The organism is Aminobacter ciceronei (assembly GCF_014138625.1).
In the GTDB taxonomy this organism is placed as follows: Bacteria; Pseudomonadota; Alphaproteobacteria; order Rhizobiales; family Rhizobiaceae; genus Aminobacter; species Aminobacter ciceronei.
In genome coordinates this window covers 55,140-74,890 of record NZ_JACJHY010000016.1, presented here as the reverse complement: position 1 = coordinate 74,890, position 19,751 = coordinate 55,140, and the positions used below count along the sequence as shown (strand labels likewise).

Sequence of the window (19,751 nt, the reverse complement as noted above, 5' to 3'; positions counted from 1 at the left end):
TCACCACGCAAATGTCCGCACAAGAAAGTCCGGGATAGCGGCATGTTCAGCGAACAGCCGTTCACGCTCGGTCTGACTGCTCGTCTCGAGAACGCCGGTCATGACAAGGGCGGTCCGCAGCCCAGCCCCTTGCCCACCTGATATGTCGTGCTCGATGCTGTCGCCGACGCAGACGACGCGCACCGGGTCGGGATTGCCAAGCATGTCGAGCGCAGCAGCGTAGATTTCGGGAAACGGCTTGCCGATCCAAGTCACCGCACCGCCAAGCTCGGCGTAGAGTTCGGCGATGCGTCCGGCGCCGAAGCGCGGTCCGACCGAGGTCAGCATGATCTTGTCGGGGTTGGTGCACAGGCACCTTGCGCCGCGCTCGGCGGCGGGCTGGAGCAGCCGGCGGTAGTGGTCGAGCTCGAAACGGTCGCCCTCGCTGGCAGAGAGCAGGACGATGTCGGCCTCTTCGCCGGTTTCGACCAAGGTCAGCGGCAGGTTTTCGACGGCGGACCGGTCGCCATCGCGGGCGATGAGCAGGCAGCGCAGGCCTGCTTCGCTGCCGAGCTGCTTGCACAGGCTCTGCCAGGCGACCTCGCCCGAGGAGAGAAAATGATCCCAGCTGCCGGGCACGAAACCGAGCCTGGCCAGCCGTGCCTCGTTGGGCGCCGAACGTTTGCCCGAATTGGACAGAAGCAGCGTCCGCTTGCCAAGCTCCTGCAGCCGCACCAACGTCTCGACCGCGCCAGGGTAAGGCGCCACGCCGTCGTGCAACACGCCGAACTGATCGAGGATGAAGACGTCGAAGCGCTCGGCCAGGTCGTGAATGCCTGCAAGCTGGAGGGCGGACATCACAGGTCTCCCACGGCTTCGAGGCCGATGAGCGCCAGTCGTGCGGCGCCGGCGGCGGCCTCCTGGGAATGCGCCGGCAGGAACGGCACGCCGAGCCTGTTCTGGCGGATCGCGGTCCAGGCTGGGTTGGATGCCCCGCCGCCGAGGCTACGCATGGACTGCAGAGGCGGTGCACCGAGTTCGGCCAACCTGTCATAACCGAGCTTCTCGATGGTGGAGATGCCCTCGAGCATGGCTTGCAGGAAGCCCGCATCATCGGCAGGGGGCGGCGTGAGCCTTGGCGGCCAGGCGGGATCAAGCACCGGAAAGCGCTCGCCCGGTTCGAGCAGCGGGTAGAAATCGAGACCGGTCGAAACATCAGGGTCGATGGCGGCGGACAGCCGTACGATCTCATCTGCGGAAAAGAAGTGGGACAAGACTTTGCCGCCGCTGTTGGAGGCGCCGCCGGCGAGCCACATGCCATTGAGGCGGTGGCTATAGATGCCGAATTCGGGCGCGAAGATCGGCCGGTCACACAGCAGCTTGAGCGTCAGCGTCGAGCCGAGCGCCGTGACGCCGTCGCCCGGCCTGTCGGCGCCGGTCGCCAGGAACGAGGCGCAACCATCGGTGGTGCCGGCGATGATCTCGACCTCTTCGCTCAGGCCGAGGGCCTTGGCCATGGCTGGCTCGATGGTTTCGATCGGCGCGCCCGGCGCCACCACGCGTGGCAGAAGTGCGGTCCTGAGCCCAGCTGCAGCGAGCCAGTCCGGCCAATGCCGGTCGATCGGATCGTAGCCGGTCTTCAGCGCATTGTTTTCGTCGGTGGTACCGAAATGGCCGGCGAGGCGTCCCGCGATCCAGTCGGCCTGGTGCAAGATTTTTGCGACGCCGGGCACGGATTGGAAGACCAGCGCCTTGGCCAGACCCGACGTGGTGCCGTGGGCCGCGCTTTCGGCCGGGATGACGGCGGCGATGCGGGCCAGCAACGCCTCATCACCGACCTTGTCGTCATACATCAGCGGTTCGGCGAGCGGCACACCCTGGCCGTCGACAGGCAGCAGCGTGCCGGAGGTGGCATCGACGGCAATGGCATGGACCCAGGTGCGGTCGACCTGGACAAGCACAGCCTTCAACGCCACCTCGACAGCCTGCCACCAGATTTTCGGGTCGCGCGGGTTGGCGCCGAAGTCCGCGAGTTTGGCCGCGCCCTGCGCCACGATCTCGAAGCCGGGCGTCATCACCACGGCGCGCGCACCTGACGTGCCGAGGTCGATGCCGATGGCGAGCGGGGTACTCATCTCAGGCGATCTTCTTGGCCGCGGCCTTGCGGGCGAGGTCCTGCCGGTATTTCTCGGCATCCCAGTCGGTCAGCTGCAGATGCTCTTCCGGTGTCAGCACCCGTACCGGCGCATTGTCCGGGACGCGTGCCAGGACATCGGCGAGGCAGCGGGCCATAGCATCGGCGCCCGGCGTCGCATCCCTGCGCATCAGCATACCCGTTCCGGGAAACAGGATCGAGACCGGCGACGTGCCCAAGCGTGCGACCACTGCAGCGACGTCTTCTCCGTCACGGGCGATGACTGAGCCGGTTCCAAGGAAGATCACGTGGTCCGGGTAAAGGCTGCCCTTGGCCGCCAGGTCGAGGCTCACGGGGTCGGTCGCAGCGGCATGCGCGGCATCGGCCGACGGAAGGCGATAATTCGTACCGTCGGCGAGTTGAGCGAGGCGAGCAGCATCGAGCGCAGGAGCGCTGCGCGGTGCCACCCGCAGCCTCGCCTTGACATCCTCAAGCGAGGCCTCAGCCCCCGCCACCGTATCGGCCGCGACGACGAGACCATGATTGCCAAGGATCAGCACGTCGGGCCTCTGGCCGCGATGTTCCGAGATGGCGAGCGCCAGCGGCAAGCCCGGCCGCGCATAAGGCACACAAGCCCAGTTCAACCCGGCGAGGCGCGGGCCAACCTGTTGGACGCAGTCATCGCGCACGGCCTGCGCAATGGTGTCGACGCAATGAACGTGCAGCACCACGCGCTGCGGCATCAGCGCATGCACCGTCGTCTCGATGGACGGGCGCAGGCCCGAGCTGTTGAGAGCAGCGATGGTGAACTGATGCGCTTGTTCGGCAGCGGGATCGATTGCCTCGACGGCCGCGATCAATGGCGCCATTTCCACCGGCACCATGATGTCGCGCTCCAGCGCATGCGCCAGCCAGGTGCCGGAGGCCTTGATCCAGAGCGTACCGCCGACCTTGAGCGAGGTGTTGCCGCCTGCGCCCTGCGTCAGCAGCGGGTCGCCGCCGATGCGGGCAGAGACGGCTTTCAGCTGTTCGAGTTCGGCTTGCCAGCCGGCCGCTTCTGGCATGGCGACGGTCCTTTCAAATGCGGGGTGAAGTTGGCCGGCAGCGCACTGCCGGCCAACCCCGAAATCAGAAGACGACCGGGGGGATGGCCGTCTCCCGTTTCGATCTCAGAAGTCGAAGTTGCCGATGTTGTCCTTGTTGAAGACGGTCGGTGCGCCGAGCAGAATTTCCGAGCCGTTGATGACCGAGAGATCGCCCAGCTTGCCGGCTTTCACCGAGGTCGCACCGGGAGCCAGCGTGCCGTCGGCGACCGCACGCAGCACGTAGGCTGCGGCATAACCGAGGTCGACCGGGTTCCACAGCACCACCGACTTGACGCAACCGGCGCCGACATAGGGCTTCATCGCATTCGGGGTGGCGAGGCCGACGACGGCGACGCTGCCGCACTTCTTGGCCTGGGTCACGGCGTCGGCGGCGGCCGGCGTCGCCACGCTGGTCATGCCGAAGATGCCCTTCAACTCGTCGCCATACTTGTTGATGAGCGTATTCGACTGATTGAAGGACAGGATATTGTCTTCCTGTGCCTCGACCGTCTCGAGCCACTTCATCTTGGGATGGCACTTGGTCTGGTAGGCTGCCATCTCGGCGATCCAGCGCGCCTGGTTGGGCGTGGTGAAGGTCGAGGTGACGATCGCGAAGGCACCTTCATCGCCGATCTCGGCGGCCATCGAGTCGACCATCGCCTTGGCAATGCCGTTGAACTCGGCCTGGTTGACGAACCACTGGCGAGCGTCAGGCGACGAGTTGGCGTCGTAGCCGACGACGTTGATGCCGGCGCCGAGCGCCTTCTTCAGCACGGGGGCGATGGCGACCGGATCGTTGGCGGCGAACAGGATGCCGTCGACGCCCGAGGTGATGTAGTTGTCGATCAGCGTGATCTGGTCGTCGATATTGGCCTTGGACGGACCGTCGGTCTTGGCGTCCATCGAGCCCATTTCCTTGGCGGCGTCGGCAATGCCCTTGGACGTGGCGTTGAAGTAGCCGATGCCGACCAGTTTCGGCACGTCGACGACCTTGATTGTCTTGCCTTTGCGGTCGGGCGCGTTGGTCGGCTGGCCGCCATCATAAGGCTTGGCGGCAGCGGTGGCCGGCGTGGCGTCGCAGGCCAGCGGGTTGGTCGGCAGGTCGTCGCCGCCCGTCCAGACAGACTGGGCATTGCTGAGGCTTGTCGAGAACGACAAGGCCAAGAGCGCGGAAAGTACTACGTTACGCATTCCATCCTCCATTGATCGTCCGGACACTGTAGAGCGGCAGTGAAGGACGTTGCTCTCCCTAGGTTCGAGTGCCGCTCCTCTCGAAGAGGTTGCTGGCGAGGATCGCCAGTATAAGTACCGCGCCGATCAGCATGATCGTGCCGTCACCCTTGATGCCGGCAAGTGACAGGCCGTTCTTCAGCGCCTGGATCAGGCAAAGTCCGATGATGGTGCCGATGATCGTTCCGCGCCCACCGAAGATCGAAGTACCGCCAAGCACCACCGCGGTGATGGCGTCGAGCTCGATGCCTGTGCCCATGTCGGAGCGCGTCGTGGAGACGCGGGAGACGAAAATGACGGCTGCCACCGCAGCCGCAAAGCCCGAGGCGGTGTAGAGCGCCAACTTGGTCTTCTCGACCGACAGGCCGGAGAAACGGCTGGCGACCTCGTTGGAACCGACCGCGTAGACCGTGCGGCCCCATGTCGTATAGGCAAGGATGACCGAGGCAACGACGGCCGCAAACAGCAGGATCCACAGTTGCGTCGGCACGCCGAGCACGTCCTTCTGACCCAGCACGTAGAACCATTCGGGATAGCCGCGCACCGAGCGTGCCTGGCTGATACCCTCGGCGAGGCCGCGATAGAGCGCGAGCGTGGCCAGCGTGGCGATCAGCGGTGGCACGCGGAAGCGCGTGATGATGACCCCGTTGACGAAGCCGGCAAAGGTTCCCGCTGCAATGGCGGCGGTAGCCGCCACCGGCAGCGGCAGGCCGACATTCTGCCAGAACACGCCAGTCAGGATCGCCGTCAGGCCAAGGATCGATCCAACCGACAGGTCGATACCGCCGGTAGCGATGACGAAGGTCATGGCGATCGCGATCAGCCCGATCTCGGTCATCAGCCGCCCCTGGTTGAGCAGGTTGTCGATGGTGAAGAAGCGGTCCGACTGGAACGACAACACGATCAGGACGACGACCAGCAGCACGGCCAGGAAGGTTTCGTGACGGATGAGGGATTTCAGCTTCATCTCATGCCCCTCTGCCGCGACGGCGCAGCATGTCGGCCAAAACGGTTGCCAGGATCAGCAGGCCGATGACGGCGCGCAGCCAGTAGGCCGAGACGTTGACGAAGATCAGCGCCGATCCGATGGTGGCGAACAGGATGGTCGCCAGCGTCGAGCCGATCACCGTGCCCGAACCACCGAGGATCGACACGCCGCCAATGACGGCAGCTGTGATGACGGTCAGCTCGAGATTCGGTGGTACGGTCGACTGGATGACCTGCAACTGGGTGGCGAACAGGATTGTTGCAAGACCGGCAAAGGCGCCGTGGATGACGAAGACGGCGACGGTTCGGCGCGCAATCGGAATGCCGGTCGCAAGGGCCGCTTCGGCGTTGCCGCCGATGGCATAGAGCGAGCGACCGAAGGCGGTGTAGCGCATCCAGAACGCAGCAAGCAGCGTCAACACCACCATGAAGACCAGCGGCACCGGCAGCCCGAAGATCTGCTTCTGGGCGATCAGGTAGTCGGGCGGCAGGTCGGTGATCCAGGTGCCGCCGGTGACGCTGATCAGGCCGCCGCGAAGAATGGACAGCGCGCCGAGCGTCACGACGATGGATGGTATCCTCGCATAAGCAACGAGGATGCCGATGATGGCATTGACCGCCATGCCGACAACCACCGGCGCCAGCCAGGCGAACCAGATCGGATAGCCCGCGACCGCAAGCGACCCCGAGATTGTCGCGAGCACGCCGATCAGCGCGCCGACCGAAACGTCGATGTTGCCGGTGACGATGACCATCGCCATGCCGATGGCGGCAACCGCGATATAGGCATTGCCGGAGAAGATGGTGGTCAAATTGTTGGCGCTGATGAAGCGCGGATTGACCATCGTGACTATGGCGAACAGCATGACGATGGCGGCAAGCACCACAATCTCCTGGCCGTACTCGGCGAAAAGCCGCTTGAAGAAGCCGGGGCGCTGAGGGGCCGTGCGTGAGCGGGCGGTCGCTTCGACTGTCGTCGTCATCATGCCGCCTCCCCGCTGCGATGCGCGGTCATGGCGGCGCCGACGCGCTCGGGCGTGGCGTCGGCGCGGTCGATCTCGCCGGTGATCTGGCCGCCGCTGATCACCAGCACGCGGTCGCTCATGCCGAGCACCTCAGGCAGCTCGCTCGAAATCATGATGATGGCCACGCCCTGTTTCACGAGCTCTCCCATGATGGTGTGGATTTCGGCCTTGGCCCCGACATCGACGCCGCGCGTCGGTTCGTCGAGGATCAGCACCTTGGGCATGGTCTCCAGCCATTTGGCGATGACCACCTTCTGCTGGTTGCCGCCAGAGAGTTCGCCGACCGGCTGACCGATGTTGCGGCAGCGGATGCTGAGCCGCTTGACCGCGTCCAGCGCGCGCTGTGCCTCCTCGCCGGCCTTGATGAAAATGCCCGACGACAGCCGCTCGATGGTTGCCATCGAGACGTTCTTGCGGATGGCCATGGCCTTGACGAGACCCTGCAGGCCCCGGTCCTCCGGCACATAGGCGATGCCCAGATCGCGCGCCTGGCGTGGCGATCCGATGCGCACCGCCTTGCCTTCCATTTCGATCTCACCCGACGTTGCCGGCGTCATGCCGAACAGGGTCAGTGCAAGTTCGGTTCGACCGCTGCCGACCAGACCGGCAATGCCGAGGATTTCGCCGCGCCTCAAAGCAAACGAGATGTCGCGCACATGACGGCCGTGATTGAGCTTCGTCACCCGAAGCACGGTGCCGCCGATGCTGGCTTGCGCTTTCGGGAACAGGCTTTCGATCGAGCGGCCGACCATCATCGACACGAGCTGGTTCTCGTCGACCTCGCCGATGTCCCTGGTGGCGACATGGGCGCCGTCGCGCAGCACGGTCACGCGATCGGCGAGCGCAAAGATCTCGGGCATGCGATGGCTGACATAAACGATGCCGACTCCACGTTCGCGCAACTGCCTGACGACCGCCATAAGCCGCTGGACATCGGACTCGACCAGCGACGCGGTCGGCTCGTCCATGATCAGGATGCGGGCATTCTTGCTCAGCGCCTTGGCGATCTCGACGCGCTGGCGCTGGGCGACCGACAGGCTCAGAACCTTGGTGTCGACGTCGAGGTCGAATGTGTCGAGCTGGTCGAGCAGATCGCGGGTACGGCGGCGCACCTCGGCCCAGTCGATGATGCCCGTGGCCGTGCGCGGATAGTTGCCGAGGAAGACGTTTTCCGCCACCGACAGCTCGGGGAACAAAAGCAGCTCCTGGTAGACGGTGGCAATGCCCGCCGCGCCGGCGTCGCGCGTCGTGGAGAATTTCAACTCCCTGCCGTCGACGGTGATGGTGCCGGCGTCGGGCGTATAGAGGCCGGACATCATCTTGATCAAAGTCGACTTGCCGGCGCCGTTTTCGCCCAGCAGCGCATGCACCTCGCCGGGGCGGACGTCGAAGCTGACGTCCTTCAGCACCTTCACGCCGCCGAAGGACTTGGACATGTCGGTGAGGCTGACATAGGCGGTCGAATTGCTCATCGGCTCGCCTCCTTCGCATCAGGCCTTGCCGCCCTGGCAGCGGCGCGCGCGCCGTCGGCCAGTTCGCGCCAGCGAGCGCGGTAAGTGTCGAGACCGGGAATCTGGCTCGCCGACACCGGCACGGTCTCGTCTCCGAACGGCTTCAGGCCAAGCGCCTTGAAGGCCAGTGCCGCGGCGCCCGTTGCCGACCCTTCGCTCATCATCGAACGCACGACCGTCTGCGTCGGGCGTAATTGCGCCAGCATGGCGGTGAACAGGTCGATCTTCGCCAGGCCACCGTCGATGACCAGGAGATTTTCCGACTTGATCAGGTCGAGCGACAGGTCGGTCATCATGGCGACATAGAGTGCGGCGACCGCCGCCCTCTCCTCGCCGCTGACGTCGCCGCCGACGATATGTCCCTTCGTCTCGGGGAAAGGTCCGCCGGCCGCCCATGACGGTATGGCGAAGATGCCACGCTCCATCACGTGCTCGACTGCGACCTGTGAGATCGACTTGTTCCAGTTGCCGCTGATGAGGTCGTATTCGCGCCCGCCCATGAAGCGCAGCGACGGCGCCGGTTCACCATTGACCGTCACATTGGCGATCATGTCGCGCTCCTGGTCGAGCGCGCCGAGCGGACAGTCGAGATTGATGATGATGACCCAGGTGCCGGTCGAAACCAGCGTGAAGTCGTGCAGCCCGGTCATGCGGTAATAGGCCAGCGCCGCGTTGGAATCATGCACGCCGTTATGCACGGCGATCGCCCGGGTGCTGCCATCCGCCATGGTGACGCTGGCCTCTCCGACGATCGCACCTGCCGGCGCTATCGCGGGGAAGCGATCACGCCAGCCGAGCCGCTCGACCAGCGAGCTGTAGTCTCGCTCGAGCGGTGCCCAAAGCTGGCTGTGCGCACCGAGATAGGACCATTCGGAAAGCTTGCGCCCGCTGAAGCGCCAGACCCAATATTGCGGATAGCACAGGATCGCCTCCGTGGAGGCGAACGCTTCGGGTTCTTCGACCTCAAGCCAGTAGATATGACGGGCGATGGAGAAACCCAGCGGCAGCCAGGGCGTGTAGGTCTCGGAGAAGTCTGGCAGGATCGGGTCGATCTTGCCGGCAATCGCCTCCGGCAGTTCCTGCTCATAGTCCAGGATCGGATGCAGCAGCTCATTGCCGCGCACCAGCGCAAAAGCGCATCCGTGAGCGGAGACCATCATCCGGGTCACGTCATGGGCCGCTGCAACCTCGGCCAGCTCATGGTTCATCCAGGAAAACAGGCGCTCGTCGTCGAGCACGCTCTTTCCGCGATAACTATGCCAGTCCGGCTTGGTGCGGCGTTCGTCGAGCAGCGTGCCATCGGGCGAGAACACGAACAGCTTGGAGTTCGTCTTGCCGAGATCGAAGACCGCCAGCGCCCCGCTCATGCCCCGCCCCCGTTGGACGCGATGCGCAGTGCGATACCCGCGCCCTCGAGCATCTTGGCATGCTGGTCAGACAGGCCGTCATCGGTGATGACCATGGCCAGCCGTGTCAGCGGCAGGGCGACGTTGCGCGCATGGATAGTGAACTTGCGGCTGTCGGCGAGGACGACGATCTGGTCGGCGTTGTGACTGAGCTCCTGGATCGAGCGCACCATCAGCGGATGCGATTCGAGCAGGCCGTCCGGGCTTATGCCCTGCGCGCCGAGGAAGAACTTGGAGGCATAGAAATTGATCGGCTGCGACGGCGAATAGATGACCCTTGGCTCGCGATGCAATTCGCCGCCCGCCAATGTCAGGCTGCACTTGCCGTGCTCGCCGAGATAACCCGCCAAAGGCATGGAGTTGGTGAACAGGCGGACATTGCGGTCGGCCAGCTTGACGCCGAGATGGAAGCAAGTCGAACCGCCGTTGACGATGACCGCGTCTCCGTCCGCAACCATGGTCGCGGCCAGTTCGGCGATCAGGCGCTTGGGCTCGACGGCCAGATCACGGTTCTCGTCATAAGGCCGCGCAAAGGCCGTGCCTTGCGCCGCGCCATCAAGTGCCGAGATGCCGCCATAGACCTTGCGGGCACCGCCGGCCTCGTCGATCTTGTCGATGTCACGCCGCACGGTGGCTGCGGAAACGCCTAGATGCTCTTGCAGATCACGCACCGACGCAAAGGGCCGGTCGCGCAAAAGCTCGACGATCTGTCGCTGGCGGACCAGGTCGTTCACGAAAACACCTCCCATGGCTTCGCGAAAAGGCAGTGCCATGAGCTAACTTACGCAAATCCAGTCGATGCGCAAGCGAATTGTGACGAAAATAACTCATATCGCGCTGCAACTAGATCATGATGCGCCGCACAATGATCAACTTCAATCTTTTTGCGATTGACAAACCGCATGGCTTGGCCTGATTTTACGGGCAAACGAGAGCGGCGCCCGATCTCGCGCCGGGAGGAATCCGACATGCCCGACACCAACGCCACGCGGCTTGCAAATCTGTGGGACGACGCCAGGGCGGCCGCCATGAGCGAGCCGGAGCGGCTGGTCTATCGCTCCAACATCCTGGGCTCGGACAAGCGTGTCACCAACTATGGTGGCGGCAACACCTCGTCCAAGATCATGCAGAAGGACCCGCTGACGGGCACAGAAGTCGAGGTTCTGTGGGTCAAGGGTTCCGGCGGCGACAGCGCGTCGATCAAGCTCGACGGTTTCGCTACCCTCTATATGGACAAGCTGCGCGCGCTGAAGGGGCTCTATCGTGGCCTTGCCCATGAAGACGAGATGGTCGGCTACCTGCCGCACTGCACATTCAATCTCAACCCGCGCGCTGCCTCCATCGACACCCCTCTTCACGCCTATGTTCCAAGGGCTTACGTCGACCACATGCATCCCGATGCGATCATCGCGATCGCGGCCGCCAAGGATTCACAGGCTCTGACATCAAGAATCTTCGGCGACGAGATCGGTTGGCTGCCGTGGAAGCGCCCCGGCTTCGAACTCGGGCTCTGGCTCGAAAAATTCTGCCTGGAGAACCCTTCGGCCAAGGGCGTCGTGCTCGAAAGCCATGGCCTGTTTACCTGGGGCGACACGCCCAAGGCGTGCTATTCCACCACCATCGACACCATCAACAAGGCGATCGGCTGGTTCGAAAGCGAGGCAAGGGGCAAATCGGCTTTCGGCGGCGCGGTCGCGACGTCGCTGCCGGCAGACGATCGCCGGGCTATCGCAGCACAGCTGATGCCGCGCATCCGCGGCATGATCTCGCAGCAGGGCGTGCGCAAGCTCGGTCATTTCGACGACAGCGATGCCGTGCTCGAGTTTGTCAACTCGCGCCATCTGCGCGATCTCGCGGCCCTCGGCACCTCCTGCCCAGATCATTTCCTGCGCACCAAGATCAGGCCGCTGGTGATCGACTTCGATCCTGCGAAGGCTGATGTGGACACAGTGATTGCAGCGCTGCCCAAGGCACTGGACGATTACCGTGCCGGCTACCAGGCCTATTACGATCGCTGCAAGCACGCAGACTCGCCTGCCGTGCGCGACCCCAACGCCGTGGTTTACCTGATGCCAGGCGTCGGCATGTTCACCTTCGCCGCAGACAAGGCAACGGCGAGGATTTCCGGCGAATTTTACGTCAACGCCATCAATGTCATGCGCGGTGCCTCATCGGTGTCGACCTATGTCGGCCTGCCCGAGCAGGAAGCCTTCGACATCGAGTACTGGCTGCTCGAGGAGGCCAAGCTGCAGCGCATGCCCAAACCCAAGTCGCTGGCAGGCCAGATCGCCTTCGTCACCGGCGGTGCCGGCGGCATCGGCAAGGCGACGGCCGTCAGGCTTCTGCGCGAAGGCGCCTGCGTCGTCATCGCCGACATTGACGAGGCCGCACTTGCCACCGCGCATGACGAACTCGGCAAGGCATTCGGCAAGGACTTCGTGCGCCCGGTCCGCCTCGACGTCACCGACGAAACAGGCGTGGCCTCGGCCTATGCCGACAGTGCGGTCGAATTCGGCGGCACGGATATCCTGGTCTCGAATGCCGGCATCTCGTCCTCGGCGCCGATCGAGGACACGGAACTCGCCATGTGGAACCGCAACATGGACATCCTTGCCAAGGGCTACTTTCTGGTGTCGCGCGAAGCGTTCCGACTGTTCAAGCAGCAGCAGATCGGTGGCAACATCGTCTTCATCGCCTCGAAAAATGGACTGGCCGCCTCACCCAATGCAGCAGCCTACTGCACGGCCAAGGCGGCCGAGATCCATCTCGCGCGCTGCCTGGCGCTCGAAGGCGCGGAGCATCAGATCCGGGTCAACACCGTCAATCCTGACGCCGTGCTGCGCGGCTCAAAGATCTGGACCGGAGAATGGCGCGAGCAACGCGCGGCAGCCTACTCGATGCAGCCCGACGACCTCGAGGAGCACTATCGCAAGCGCTCGATGCTGAAGCGCTCGGTCTTTCCCGAGGATATCGCAGAGGCGGTCTACTTCCTTGCGTCCGACATGTCGGCGAAGTCGACCGGCAACATCATCAACGTCGATGCCGGCAACGCACAGAGCTTCACCAGGTAGTGCTCGTTAGAATTCCCTGAGCCGGCAAAAGGGCGGCAAAAAAGTCAGCACCTGCCGGCTCCCGGTTTCGTGGGGGGTTTGACTGCGGTCGGATGACCGGAGTTGTGACCTGCCGCCTGGCAGCAGGTCATCGTCGATTTCAGTCGGGCATTTTCCGTCTCCAATGTTCGTCGGCCGGCTCATGCGGTCCTGACAGCCATGTCGTTCGTAGCGAAGTCGTGAACCTCGAGCAGCTCGACGCCTATCCTGCAAAAGGTGCACAGGCAGTCGTCTGCGGACGGTTTATCGAAGCGAACGGTCAAGCCATCCCCGGAGAGATCGACCATCGCATGATCGGCATCGCGCTCGACGACATGCGCGACAAGGAAATTGGCCTGCTCACCTCGTGCGGAACTGACAGGGTGCTTTCAATTCGCGCCACGCTTAATGGTGGATTTGCAACGCACCTGGCCACATGCGCGAAGACCGCTGAAGCGCTGATCGACCTGGCATAAGGCCGCAATTTGATCTGACGTTTCCGTGCTGTCGGGCCGCCAAATCCAAAACAAAGTGATTGGCTGGCGGGTAAGACGACGAGGGCGGCCCGGGTAGATGCTTGCACGCCGCGTTCCAACGTCACGTTCGGCGCCAGCTGCTGTCAGTCCGCGCTGAGGCCATGCAAGGTCGAAAGCAGGCCGATCAATCGTGAAAGCCGACGGATCAGCCCGCAAGGCGCGCTCGAAACAACGTGCAGCCGTCCGCCAGGCGCGACCTGGATATATCCCCGAATCCAGCCTCGGTCATCCACGCGCGATACTGGCCTTCGGTGTACGATTCGCCGTGGCGATAAAGGTTCAAGAAGGTGAGGTTCAGAAAGACACCTTCAGGCGGGCCGAGGCGGTCGTCGTCGACGACACCCCAGCCCGCAATCGCGATCTCGCCTCCCGGCGTGAGACAACGCGCCGCGTTCAGGATCGAACGGCGTGCCTGATCAGGCGGAAGGACCTGAACGACGGCTTTCAGGATCGCCAGATCGTGCCGACCGATTGATGGCGCAACGGTGATGTCCCCCTCTTCGACAACCACGTCATCGACACCGTATTCCGACAGGATTTCTGGCGCGGCCGCTGCAACCGTCGGAAGCTCCATCAGTGTCGCGGCGATGCGCGGCCATCGCTCGCGAAGCCCGACGAGGATGGTCCCGGGGCCCCCGCCAATGTCGATCACCGATCCGATCGCAGAGAGGTCAATCTCCTGGGCCAGGTATCGGCCGAAAATTGCGGCGCCTGGCGCCAGCTTTCGGCTGAAGGCCGCGGCGGCCTCAGGCCCCGCTTGCGAAAAGTCGTGCAGTGCAGCCGGCCGGCTCTGTCGCAGCGACTCTGCAGTCAGCAGGTCGGCTCCCCAGAGCTCGCGCAGAAGCGCATGATCACCACCACGATAGGTCTTCTTGGATGCGTCAAGAAAAGCCGACGCTTCGGCTCCATTTCGAAATCGACCATCCTCGACTTCGAGTAGACCGAAGCTGGCGAGCGCGTAGAGGAGCCGCGACAGACGATCGGGGGCGATGTTGAACAGGGTTCCGAGGCCGTCAGCCGTCAACGCACTGTCCCCGAGCTGGGTGAAGATGCCAAGGTCCAAACCGGCGCGAAGCGCCAAGGCGCGAGGCACCGCTGCGATCAGGTCGTCGATCCGGTCAGAACCTACCATCTCACGTCCCCTGCGCGAGCTAGGATCACTGTTGAAGCAGATCGGCAGATCGGGTTCAACCGTTGCAACCCTAACAAGCAGCGGCCAGAAATTGTGTCCCCAAAGCGAAGGGCATCGCATCTCAATTGTGCGGTTACGTTCGCTCTTGGCATCTAAAGCGCACAGCCTGTCGATCACGTCAAATGAACGATAATCTTGCCTTATCATTCATTTGATGGCCTACTGCCGAAATGGCCTCTAACGTCGAGCAAAATCCGGAAAACCATAGCAAACTGCGTTCGCCTCGACGAGAGAGCACCTCTGAAAACGCTATTCTGGATAAGAATCGCTGTCATGACGTTGTCTCCGTCGATGACCTGCCTGACATTGTCGATGTCGTGATGGCAATGGGCTGGCAAGCGGAGCCGGTGAATGCGCCGCAATCTGACGCCGTAGGTTCGGACGACAAGGCCCCCTCCCCTACCCTGCCATCTGTCGACGTCATGCCCTCCGGCGGCCTTATGGGCCAGCTCGGCGATCTGGCTGAACGGGCGCGCGGTTATGTCAAGGCGGCCAGTTCCGCCAACACCCGGCGCGCCTACGCCGCCGACTGGAAGCACTTTTCCGACTGGGCCCAGCGCCAGGGTTTTGCCACCATGCCGCCGGATCCCGAGACCGTCGGGCTCTACATCACCGCGCTCGCTTCCGGCGCCGGCATCGGCGACAAAAAATCCGTGTCGACCATCGAACGACGGCTCGCGTCCCTGAGCTGGAACTATGCCCAGCGCGGGACAGAAAAGCTCGACCGGAAACACCGTGCCATCGCGACCGTCATGGCCGGCATCCGCAATGCCCACGCCCGCCCTCCCCGGCAGAAGGAAGCGATCCTGCCCGAAGATTTGATCGCCATGCTGGAGACGCTCGACAGGAGGACCCTGCGCGGCCTAAGAGATCGGGCGATGCTGCTGCTCGGCTTTGCCGGTGCGCTGCGCCGCTCCGAGATCGTTGGCCTCGATTGCGGCCGCGATCAGACCCAGGATTCTTCGGGCTGGATCGAGATCTTCCCCGGCAAGGGCATATTGGTCACCTTGCGTGGCAAGACCGGCTGGCGCGAGGTTGAGATCGGCCGTGGATCGGCCGACTCCACCTGCCCTGTCGTGGCCCTGGAGACCTGGCTGAACCTTGCCCGCATTTCCCATGGCCCACTGTTTCGCCGCGTGACCGGTCAAGGCAAAAAGGTCGGCACCGAACGGCTCAACGACCAGGAAATCGCCCGTCTGGTCAAACGTACCGCCCTTGCCGCCGGCGTCCGCGGCGATCTGACCGAGTCCGAACGGACCGGGCTTTTTGCCGGCCATTCGCTGCGTGCTGGCCTTGCCTCTTCGGCCGAGGTCGAGGAGCGCTACGTGCAGAAGCAGCTCGGCCATGCCAGTGCAGAAATGACCCGCACGTACCAGCGCCGCCGCGACCGCTTCCGCGTCAATCTCACCAAGGCGAGTGGACTCTAGCGCCCTCCCCTCCAACTCCGGAATTGGACGCATTTGAGAATGCCGCCCCGGTCACACAAAGCACCTCGATGAGATCCGCGTGCGATTGCCACGGCATATCAGTAGCCCGCCGCAGATCCCTCCCCAAGCAAATTGCTGTGCCTGGTAGAACGCGGCCCGCTTCGGAGTTGTAGCTTCCTCTACCCGCCGCAGCTTCCCCAAGGCAGTGATCGATGTCCCGACCGGAATTCAGCTGCCACCCAGCTTCTGCCCGCCCGGCGTCATCCCGCTTTGGCCTGGGCCCCTCCCCTGCCGCGCAGCAGCGCCATGAGCACCGGCCCGATCGAGAATTCACCGGCCCGCGCTTTCGCCGTCAGGCTACGCAGATAGCCGCCCGGGCTGGAAATCGCCTCGCCCTTCTGCAGCATCGCCGCCACCATGATCGCTGCATCCACCGCCCCCATCGCCTCGCAGGCCTGGTTCCAGGCATCCGGACTGACGCCGAGCGCGCCGCGCACTAGATTTGCCGTTTCCACCAGATCCGCCCAGCCCGAAATGCCGTTTCGTGCGTAGTCCGCAATGTCAGGGCAGGCACGCAGCACCATGCCAAGCGGATAACCCGTTGGCGGCTGGCTCCTGGTTTCAGGTTTCACCGCAGCGGCCGTCCCTTGGCCTTTCTCGAGGCCGGGTTCAAATTCATGAGGGTGTGTATTTGAATTCTGTATGTGGCGCTCGGAATGAGACTCATTGGCGCTTGTTTCTTCAGTTTTTACGTGACTTTCCAGCGCCTTGCGTACCTCCTGGGCAAGCGCAGCCAGCTCGGCGGCAATCGGTTCGAGCTCAAGCCGGCTCGCCGTGCGTGGAATAGCCGCCACTATGTCACGATAACTGAGATGCAGGCGTGGCCAATCAGCCGCAATGCCCTCCTCGAGGCCGAATGCGATCATCTTGGCGATGTCACGACGCAGGATGGTGATGCGCTCGCGGACGAGCAGAAGCGACCGCCGCTCAGCCCTCACTGCCTCGGCCATGCGCTCGAATTCTTCGGCACGGGCCAGAAGCGGCGTCAGGTCGAAGCCAAAGGCCTGCTCGATCGCACCGTCAAAGCCTTTGCGGGCATAGCGCTTGCCATTGGGGCTGTCGCGGCGCACCACCAGGCCGCAGTCGACGAGCACCGAGAGATGCCGCCTGAGCGTCGCCGGCGCCATGCCATGCGCCCTCAGCGCCAGCTGGGCATTGGACGGAAATACCACCAGCCCCTCCCCTTCCACGAGATCCGTGTCGGGATGGAAGCTCAGCAGCGCGTTGAGAACGGCAAGGGCGCGATCGCTGGCGCCAAGCAATTGCTTGGCCTCGCAGACGGCACGGAACACCTGCCATTTGTTGGAGCTGGCGCCAGGCGCGCAGCTGTCGGCCGCCATCTGGCCTGCCACCATGGCAAGCGACAACGACCGCCGCCCAAAGGGCGTCGTCGAGATATGCTCAGTCATCCTTGTTTTACCTCAGTCGAGGCAAGCCAAAGGCATTCCGGAACGCGTCCAGTGGTTGACAAGTCGGCCCGGAAATGATTCTCTCACAATTGCTACATTGATGAGGGCTTCCGGAATGGCGACGTTTCGGGGGCCTTTTTCTTGCCGATTATCCTTCTGTTTCCGATCCTCTACGCGTTGGAACCCACGCTTTACGCTCCATCACCAGCGGGTGGCGCTGCGTTGAGGCAAACGCCCGTGCCGCTGGCTGTGGACAAACCTAGCCTTGCCCGGCCGAGCGGCCACGCTCCTGTTCGAACCTCTCCAACAGCTTGGGCAACTCCTCATCGAGGAAGTCTGCGAACCCATCCGCTGCCTTTTCCAGAAAATCGATCCTGGCTTTGCCCTTGGAAACAGTCAGGCTTGCAACCGCCCTGCCCTTGCCATCGCGGATTTCGCGCACGGCGCCGGCGATTGGCTGCGTCTTGCGCTGCAGGTGCATGAACAACATGTTGAAGCGTTCGTCGCTCGTTGCAGCAAGGAAGCGCTGGCTGGTGACCTCGTCGTCGGCCTTGACGCGAGCCGCCTCGCTCTTCAGCAGCTCGGCCAGTGCCATCCAGCGCGGACGGCCAATCTTGGGGGCCGCGCCGATCGCGCGTACGACCTGTTCAGGCACCGCGTCGGCCACCTGCAGGAAGCGCGTCATCTCGGCCTTGTGCAGCGACAGCGCGTCCTGAACGACGGCGCGCTCGAAGCCTCTGGCGATCAGCTCGTGGGCGAACAGCGCCCGCTCGATGAAGGAGAGGTCACGCCGCTCGCTGTTTTCCTTACCCTGGGCGAGCACCAGCTCGACGTCGGAGAGCGGCCGGACGATGGCCAGGACGGGAACGCCGAGCTTTCCGGCAGCGCGCACGCGGCGATGGCCGTAGGCGGTCTGGTAGCGCCCCGGCTTGTCGGGATGCGGCCTGAGCAACACCGGAACCTGCTGCCCAGACGTCTCGATGCTGCTGACCAGCGCGTCGAAATCCGGATCCTGCGCGCCATGGTCGAGCCGGTCGGCGACGAACGACGCCTCGATCAGTGACGCGTCGACCTGGCTTACACGCTCTGCGGCATCGAGGCTTTCCTTGAGCCTGCGCGCCTCCTCGATCTCCCTGGACAGGCCACCGAGCGACAGGCCCATGGCCTTGACGGCTCCAGAGGCGCTGCGCTGGCGCGCGGCATCCGGCTCAGCCGTTTTCGTCTCAGGCGCCTTCTCGGTCGGAGTTGCGGCCACAGGCGCCGGTTCGACCGTACCGAACAGCGCCTTGAGCTGATCCTTGCGGTTCAATGCCATGCCAGCCTCCCTCACGCCGCCCGGTTCCATGCCTTGAGCATCAGGCTCTCGATCTCGCCGTTGACAGCTGTCAACGACTCCATGGCGCGGTCATAGGTGGCACGGCTGAAGCTCTCACGTGACACTTCGTAAAGCGTCTGCTTGGTCAGGCCCGCATCCGAAAAGGCGGTCGACTTGACCAGCGGCGCGGTCAGCACCCGATCGCCGAACAGCGAGCGCAGGAAACCGACGATCTGGGTCTGCGGTCCGTCATTGGGCTCGTAGCGCGTGATCAGGTAGCGCATGAAATCGAAATTCAGCTCGCCGCCGGCCTCCCGCACCACCGACAGAAGGTCGGCGGTCATGAACAGGAACTGGCTCATCGAGGCAACGTCGAGCATCTGCGGATGAATGGTCACCAGCACCGAGGTCGCCGCGCACAGCGCCGACAGGGTCAGGAAGCCGAGCTGCGGCGGGCAGTCCATGACGACGACGTCGTAATTGTCGGCAACGGTCTGCAGCGCTTCCTGGACACGTGCAAAGAACATCGCCTTGTTGTCGCCGGCCTGCCGCGCCGCCAGCATCTGCGGCGTCGTATGCTCGAACTCCTGAAGCTCAAGATTGCCGGGCACGAAGTCGAGCCCGTCGAAATAGGTGCGGCGGATGATGTCGGTCAGCGGCCGGCGCTCCTCGTCATAGCGGATCGCGCCATAGAGCGTGTCGTTGCCGTCGAGATCGAGTTCCGGCTGGTAGCCCAGCAGTGCCGACATCGAAGCCTGCGGATCGAGATCGATCGCCAGCACCCGGTAACCGGCCAGCGCAAGATGCTGGGCAAGGTGCGTGCTGGTCGTGGTCTTGCCCGAGCCGCCCTTGAAATTGGTGACAGCGATGACCTGAAGGTGTTCGCCACGCCCGGTGTCGCGGCGCGGCAGATAATGGCGCGCCTTGGTGGGGTTCTGCTCGGCCAGATGCCGGCGCAGCCCGTTGATGTCGTCGAGTGCGTAGTAGCGTCGCCCCCCTGCCCCGGTTTCGGGCTGCGGCCCTTCGCCTGCGATGGAGAGCTGGCGCAGATAGCCGTCGGTGACACCGATCAGACGTGCGGCTTCGCCGCTCGAAAACTTGCGCAGGACCTTCTTCGAGGTCGGCGAAAACAGCCGGTCGCGCATTGCCTGCAATTGCGCCGACAACATCTCGGCGTCCCGCGCAATGGCACGATCAGTCGCCATGACCTCGGCCTCGTCGCTCGCGTTTTCCGCCCGTGCTTGAACTGCCCCAACCAAGTCTTTAGTCCCCTCTCGCCCAGCAGCGCATACGTAAGCGACGCACCGTCAGGCTTCGTTAAGATTTATGCGCCGATTCGCTGCAGAATCCGAATCCAGGTTACGCC

16 protein-coding genes are annotated in these 19,751 nt (G+C 63.8%); 3 read left to right on the top strand and 13 right to left on the bottom strand.

What is annotated here, in order from left to right; translation table 11 throughout:
- The 9 genes from HNQ95_RS17125 to HNQ95_RS17085 form a co-directional block, all read right to left on the bottom strand.
- Positions 1–837 carry a TIGR01459 family HAD-type hydrolase gene (locus HNQ95_RS17125; RefSeq protein ID WP_154384432.1) on the bottom strand — a complete coding sequence of 279 codons (837 nt, stop codon included), beginning with the start codon at positions 835–837 and terminating at the stop codon, positions 1–3.
- Positions 837–2,114 (bottom strand): FGGY-family carbohydrate kinase, encoded by a 1,278-nt coding sequence (locus HNQ95_RS17120; protein ID WP_154384431.1) that lies wholly within the window; start codon positions 2,112–2,114, stop codon positions 837–839. The genes HNQ95_RS17125 and HNQ95_RS17120 overlap by 1 nt, the downstream gene beginning before the upstream one ends.
- A gap of 1 nt (position 2,115) precedes the next feature.
- The gene (locus tag HNQ95_RS17115; RefSeq protein ID WP_154384430.1) at positions 2,116–3,177 is read right to left on the bottom strand and encodes a class II aldolase/adducin family protein; all 1,062 of its coding nucleotides are present in this window, start codon (positions 3,175–3,177) and stop codon (positions 2,116–2,118) included.
- Between the two features lie 105 nt (positions 3,178–3,282).
- Complete coding sequence (locus HNQ95_RS17110) at positions 3,283–4,389, bottom strand: autoinducer 2 ABC transporter substrate-binding protein (protein WP_154384429.1); 1,107 nt, start codon at positions 4,387–4,389, stop codon at positions 3,283–3,285.
- Between the two features lie 58 nt (positions 4,390–4,447).
- The gene (locus tag HNQ95_RS17105; protein ID WP_154384428.1) at positions 4,448–5,395 is read right to left on the bottom strand and encodes an ABC transporter permease; all 948 of its coding nucleotides are present in this window, start codon (positions 5,393–5,395) and stop codon (positions 4,448–4,450) included.
- A 1-nt stretch (position 5,396) separates the two neighbouring features.
- Complete coding sequence (locus HNQ95_RS17100) at positions 5,397–6,401, bottom strand: ABC transporter permease (protein ID WP_154384427.1); 1,005 nt, start codon at positions 6,399–6,401, stop codon at positions 5,397–5,399.
- On the bottom strand, positions 6,398–7,912 hold the full coding sequence (locus HNQ95_RS17095; RefSeq protein WP_154384426.1) for a sugar ABC transporter ATP-binding protein: 1,515 nt from the start codon (positions 7,910–7,912) through the stop codon (positions 6,398–6,400). The genes HNQ95_RS17100 and HNQ95_RS17095 overlap by 4 nt, the downstream gene beginning before the upstream one ends.
- Positions 7,909–9,318 carry an FGGY-family carbohydrate kinase gene (locus HNQ95_RS17090; RefSeq protein WP_154384425.1) on the bottom strand — a complete coding sequence of 470 codons (1,410 nt, stop codon included), beginning with the start codon at positions 9,316–9,318 and terminating at the stop codon, positions 7,909–7,911. The genes HNQ95_RS17095 and HNQ95_RS17090 overlap by 4 nt, the downstream gene beginning before the upstream one ends.
- Positions 9,315–10,091 carry a DeoR/GlpR family DNA-binding transcription regulator gene (locus HNQ95_RS17085; protein ID WP_067968385.1) on the bottom strand — a complete coding sequence of 259 codons (777 nt, stop codon included), beginning with the start codon at positions 10,089–10,091 and terminating at the stop codon, positions 9,315–9,317. The genes HNQ95_RS17090 and HNQ95_RS17085 overlap by 4 nt, the downstream gene beginning before the upstream one ends.
- A gap of 234 nt (positions 10,092–10,325) precedes the next feature.
- Here HNQ95_RS17085 and HNQ95_RS17080 point away from each other — a divergent pair, with 234 nt between their 5' ends.
- Positions 10,326–12,428: a bifunctional rhamnulose-1-phosphate aldolase/short-chain dehydrogenase gene (locus HNQ95_RS17080; RefSeq protein ID WP_154384424.1), complete on the top strand. Its 2,103-nt coding sequence runs from the start codon at positions 10,326–10,328 to the stop codon at positions 12,426–12,428.
- Between the two features lie 92 nt (positions 12,429–12,520).
- On the top strand, positions 12,521–12,922 hold the full coding sequence (locus HNQ95_RS17075; protein ID WP_083948807.1) for a sugar-binding domain-containing protein: 402 nt from the start codon (positions 12,521–12,523) through the stop codon (positions 12,920–12,922).
- 205 nt (positions 12,923–13,127) lie between these two features.
- Here HNQ95_RS17075 and HNQ95_RS17070 read toward each other — a convergent pair whose 3' ends face one another.
- The gene (locus HNQ95_RS17070; RefSeq protein WP_154384423.1) at positions 13,128–14,114 is read right to left on the bottom strand and encodes a methyltransferase; all 987 of its coding nucleotides are present in this window, start codon (positions 14,112–14,114) and stop codon (positions 13,128–13,130) included.
- A gap of 386 nt (positions 14,115–14,500) precedes the next feature.
- Here HNQ95_RS17070 and HNQ95_RS17065 point away from each other — a divergent pair, with 386 nt between their 5' ends.
- A complete protein-coding gene (locus HNQ95_RS17065; protein WP_417281680.1) occupies positions 14,501–15,601 on the top strand; it encodes a site-specific integrase in 1,101 nt (366 codons plus the stop codon).
- Positions 15,602–15,861: 260 nt separating this feature from the next.
- Here the strand turns inward: HNQ95_RS17065 and repC are convergent, their stop codons facing one another.
- From repC to repA, 3 genes are all read right to left on the bottom strand, one after another.
- Positions 15,862–17,070 carry a plasmid replication protein RepC gene (gene repC, locus HNQ95_RS17060; RefSeq protein WP_182574704.1) on the bottom strand — a complete coding sequence of 403 codons (1,209 nt, stop codon included), beginning with the start codon at positions 17,068–17,070 and terminating at the stop codon, positions 15,862–15,864.
- Between the two features lie 259 nt (positions 17,071–17,329).
- On the bottom strand, positions 17,330–18,385 hold the full coding sequence (gene repB / locus HNQ95_RS17055) for a plasmid partitioning protein RepB (protein ID WP_067968382.1): 1,056 nt from the start codon (positions 18,383–18,385) through the stop codon (positions 17,330–17,332).
- An 11-nt stretch (positions 18,386–18,396) separates the two neighbouring features.
- Positions 18,397–19,590, bottom strand: a complete 1,194-nt coding sequence (repA, locus tag HNQ95_RS17050; protein WP_182574706.1) for a plasmid partitioning protein RepA — start codon at positions 19,588–19,590, stop codon at positions 18,397–18,399.
- Positions 19,591–19,751 lie beyond the last annotated feature (161 nt).

Bases quoted from the DNA above. Each gene is read 5' to 3' on its own strand.
- repC (WP_182574704.1), bottom strand. From the start codon at position 17,070: ATGACTGAGCATATCTCGACGACGCCCTTTGGGCGGCGGTCGTTGTCG.
- HNQ95_RS17070 (WP_154384423.1), bottom strand. From the start codon at position 14,114: ATGGTAGGTTCTGACCGGATCGACGACCTGATCGCAGCGGTGCCTCGC.
- HNQ95_RS17090 (WP_154384425.1), bottom strand. From the start codon at position 9,318: ATGAGCGGGGCGCTGGCGGTCTTCGATCTCGGCAAGACGAACTCCAAG.
- HNQ95_RS17115 (WP_154384430.1), bottom strand. From the start codon at position 3,177: ATGCCAGAAGCGGCCGGCTGGCAAGCCGAACTCGAACAGCTGAAAGCC.
- HNQ95_RS17100 (WP_154384427.1), bottom strand. From the start codon at position 6,401: ATGATGACGACGACAGTCGAAGCGACCGCCCGCTCACGCACGGCCCCT.
- HNQ95_RS17095 (WP_154384426.1), bottom strand. From the start codon at position 7,912: ATGAGCAATTCGACCGCCTATGTCAGCCTCACCGACATGTCCAAGTCC.
- HNQ95_RS17080 (WP_154384424.1), top strand. From the start codon at position 10,326: ATGCCCGACACCAACGCCACGCGGCTTGCAAATCTGTGGGACGACGCC.
- HNQ95_RS17125 (WP_154384432.1), bottom strand. From the start codon at position 837: ATGTCCGCCCTCCAGCTTGCAGGCATTCACGACCTGGCCGAGCGCTTC.
- HNQ95_RS17075 (WP_083948807.1), top strand. From the start codon at position 12,521: ATGACCGGAGTTGTGACCTGCCGCCTGGCAGCAGGTCATCGTCGATTT.
- HNQ95_RS17065 (WP_417281680.1), top strand. From the start codon at position 14,501: ATGGGCTGGCAAGCGGAGCCGGTGAATGCGCCGCAATCTGACGCCGTA.
- HNQ95_RS17110 (WP_154384429.1), bottom strand. From the start codon at position 4,389: ATGCGTAACGTAGTACTTTCCGCGCTCTTGGCCTTGTCGTTCTCGACA.
- HNQ95_RS17120 (WP_154384431.1), bottom strand. From the start codon at position 2,114: ATGAGTACCCCGCTCGCCATCGGCATCGACCTCGGCACGTCAGGTGCG.
- HNQ95_RS17105 (WP_154384428.1), bottom strand. From the start codon at position 5,395: ATGAAGCTGAAATCCCTCATCCGTCACGAAACCTTCCTGGCCGTGCTG.
- repA (WP_182574706.1), bottom strand. From the start codon at position 19,590: ATGGCGACTGATCGTGCCATTGCGCGGGACGCCGAGATGTTGTCGGCG.
- repB (WP_067968382.1), bottom strand. From the start codon at position 18,385: ATGGCATTGAACCGCAAGGATCAGCTCAAGGCGCTGTTCGGTACGGTC.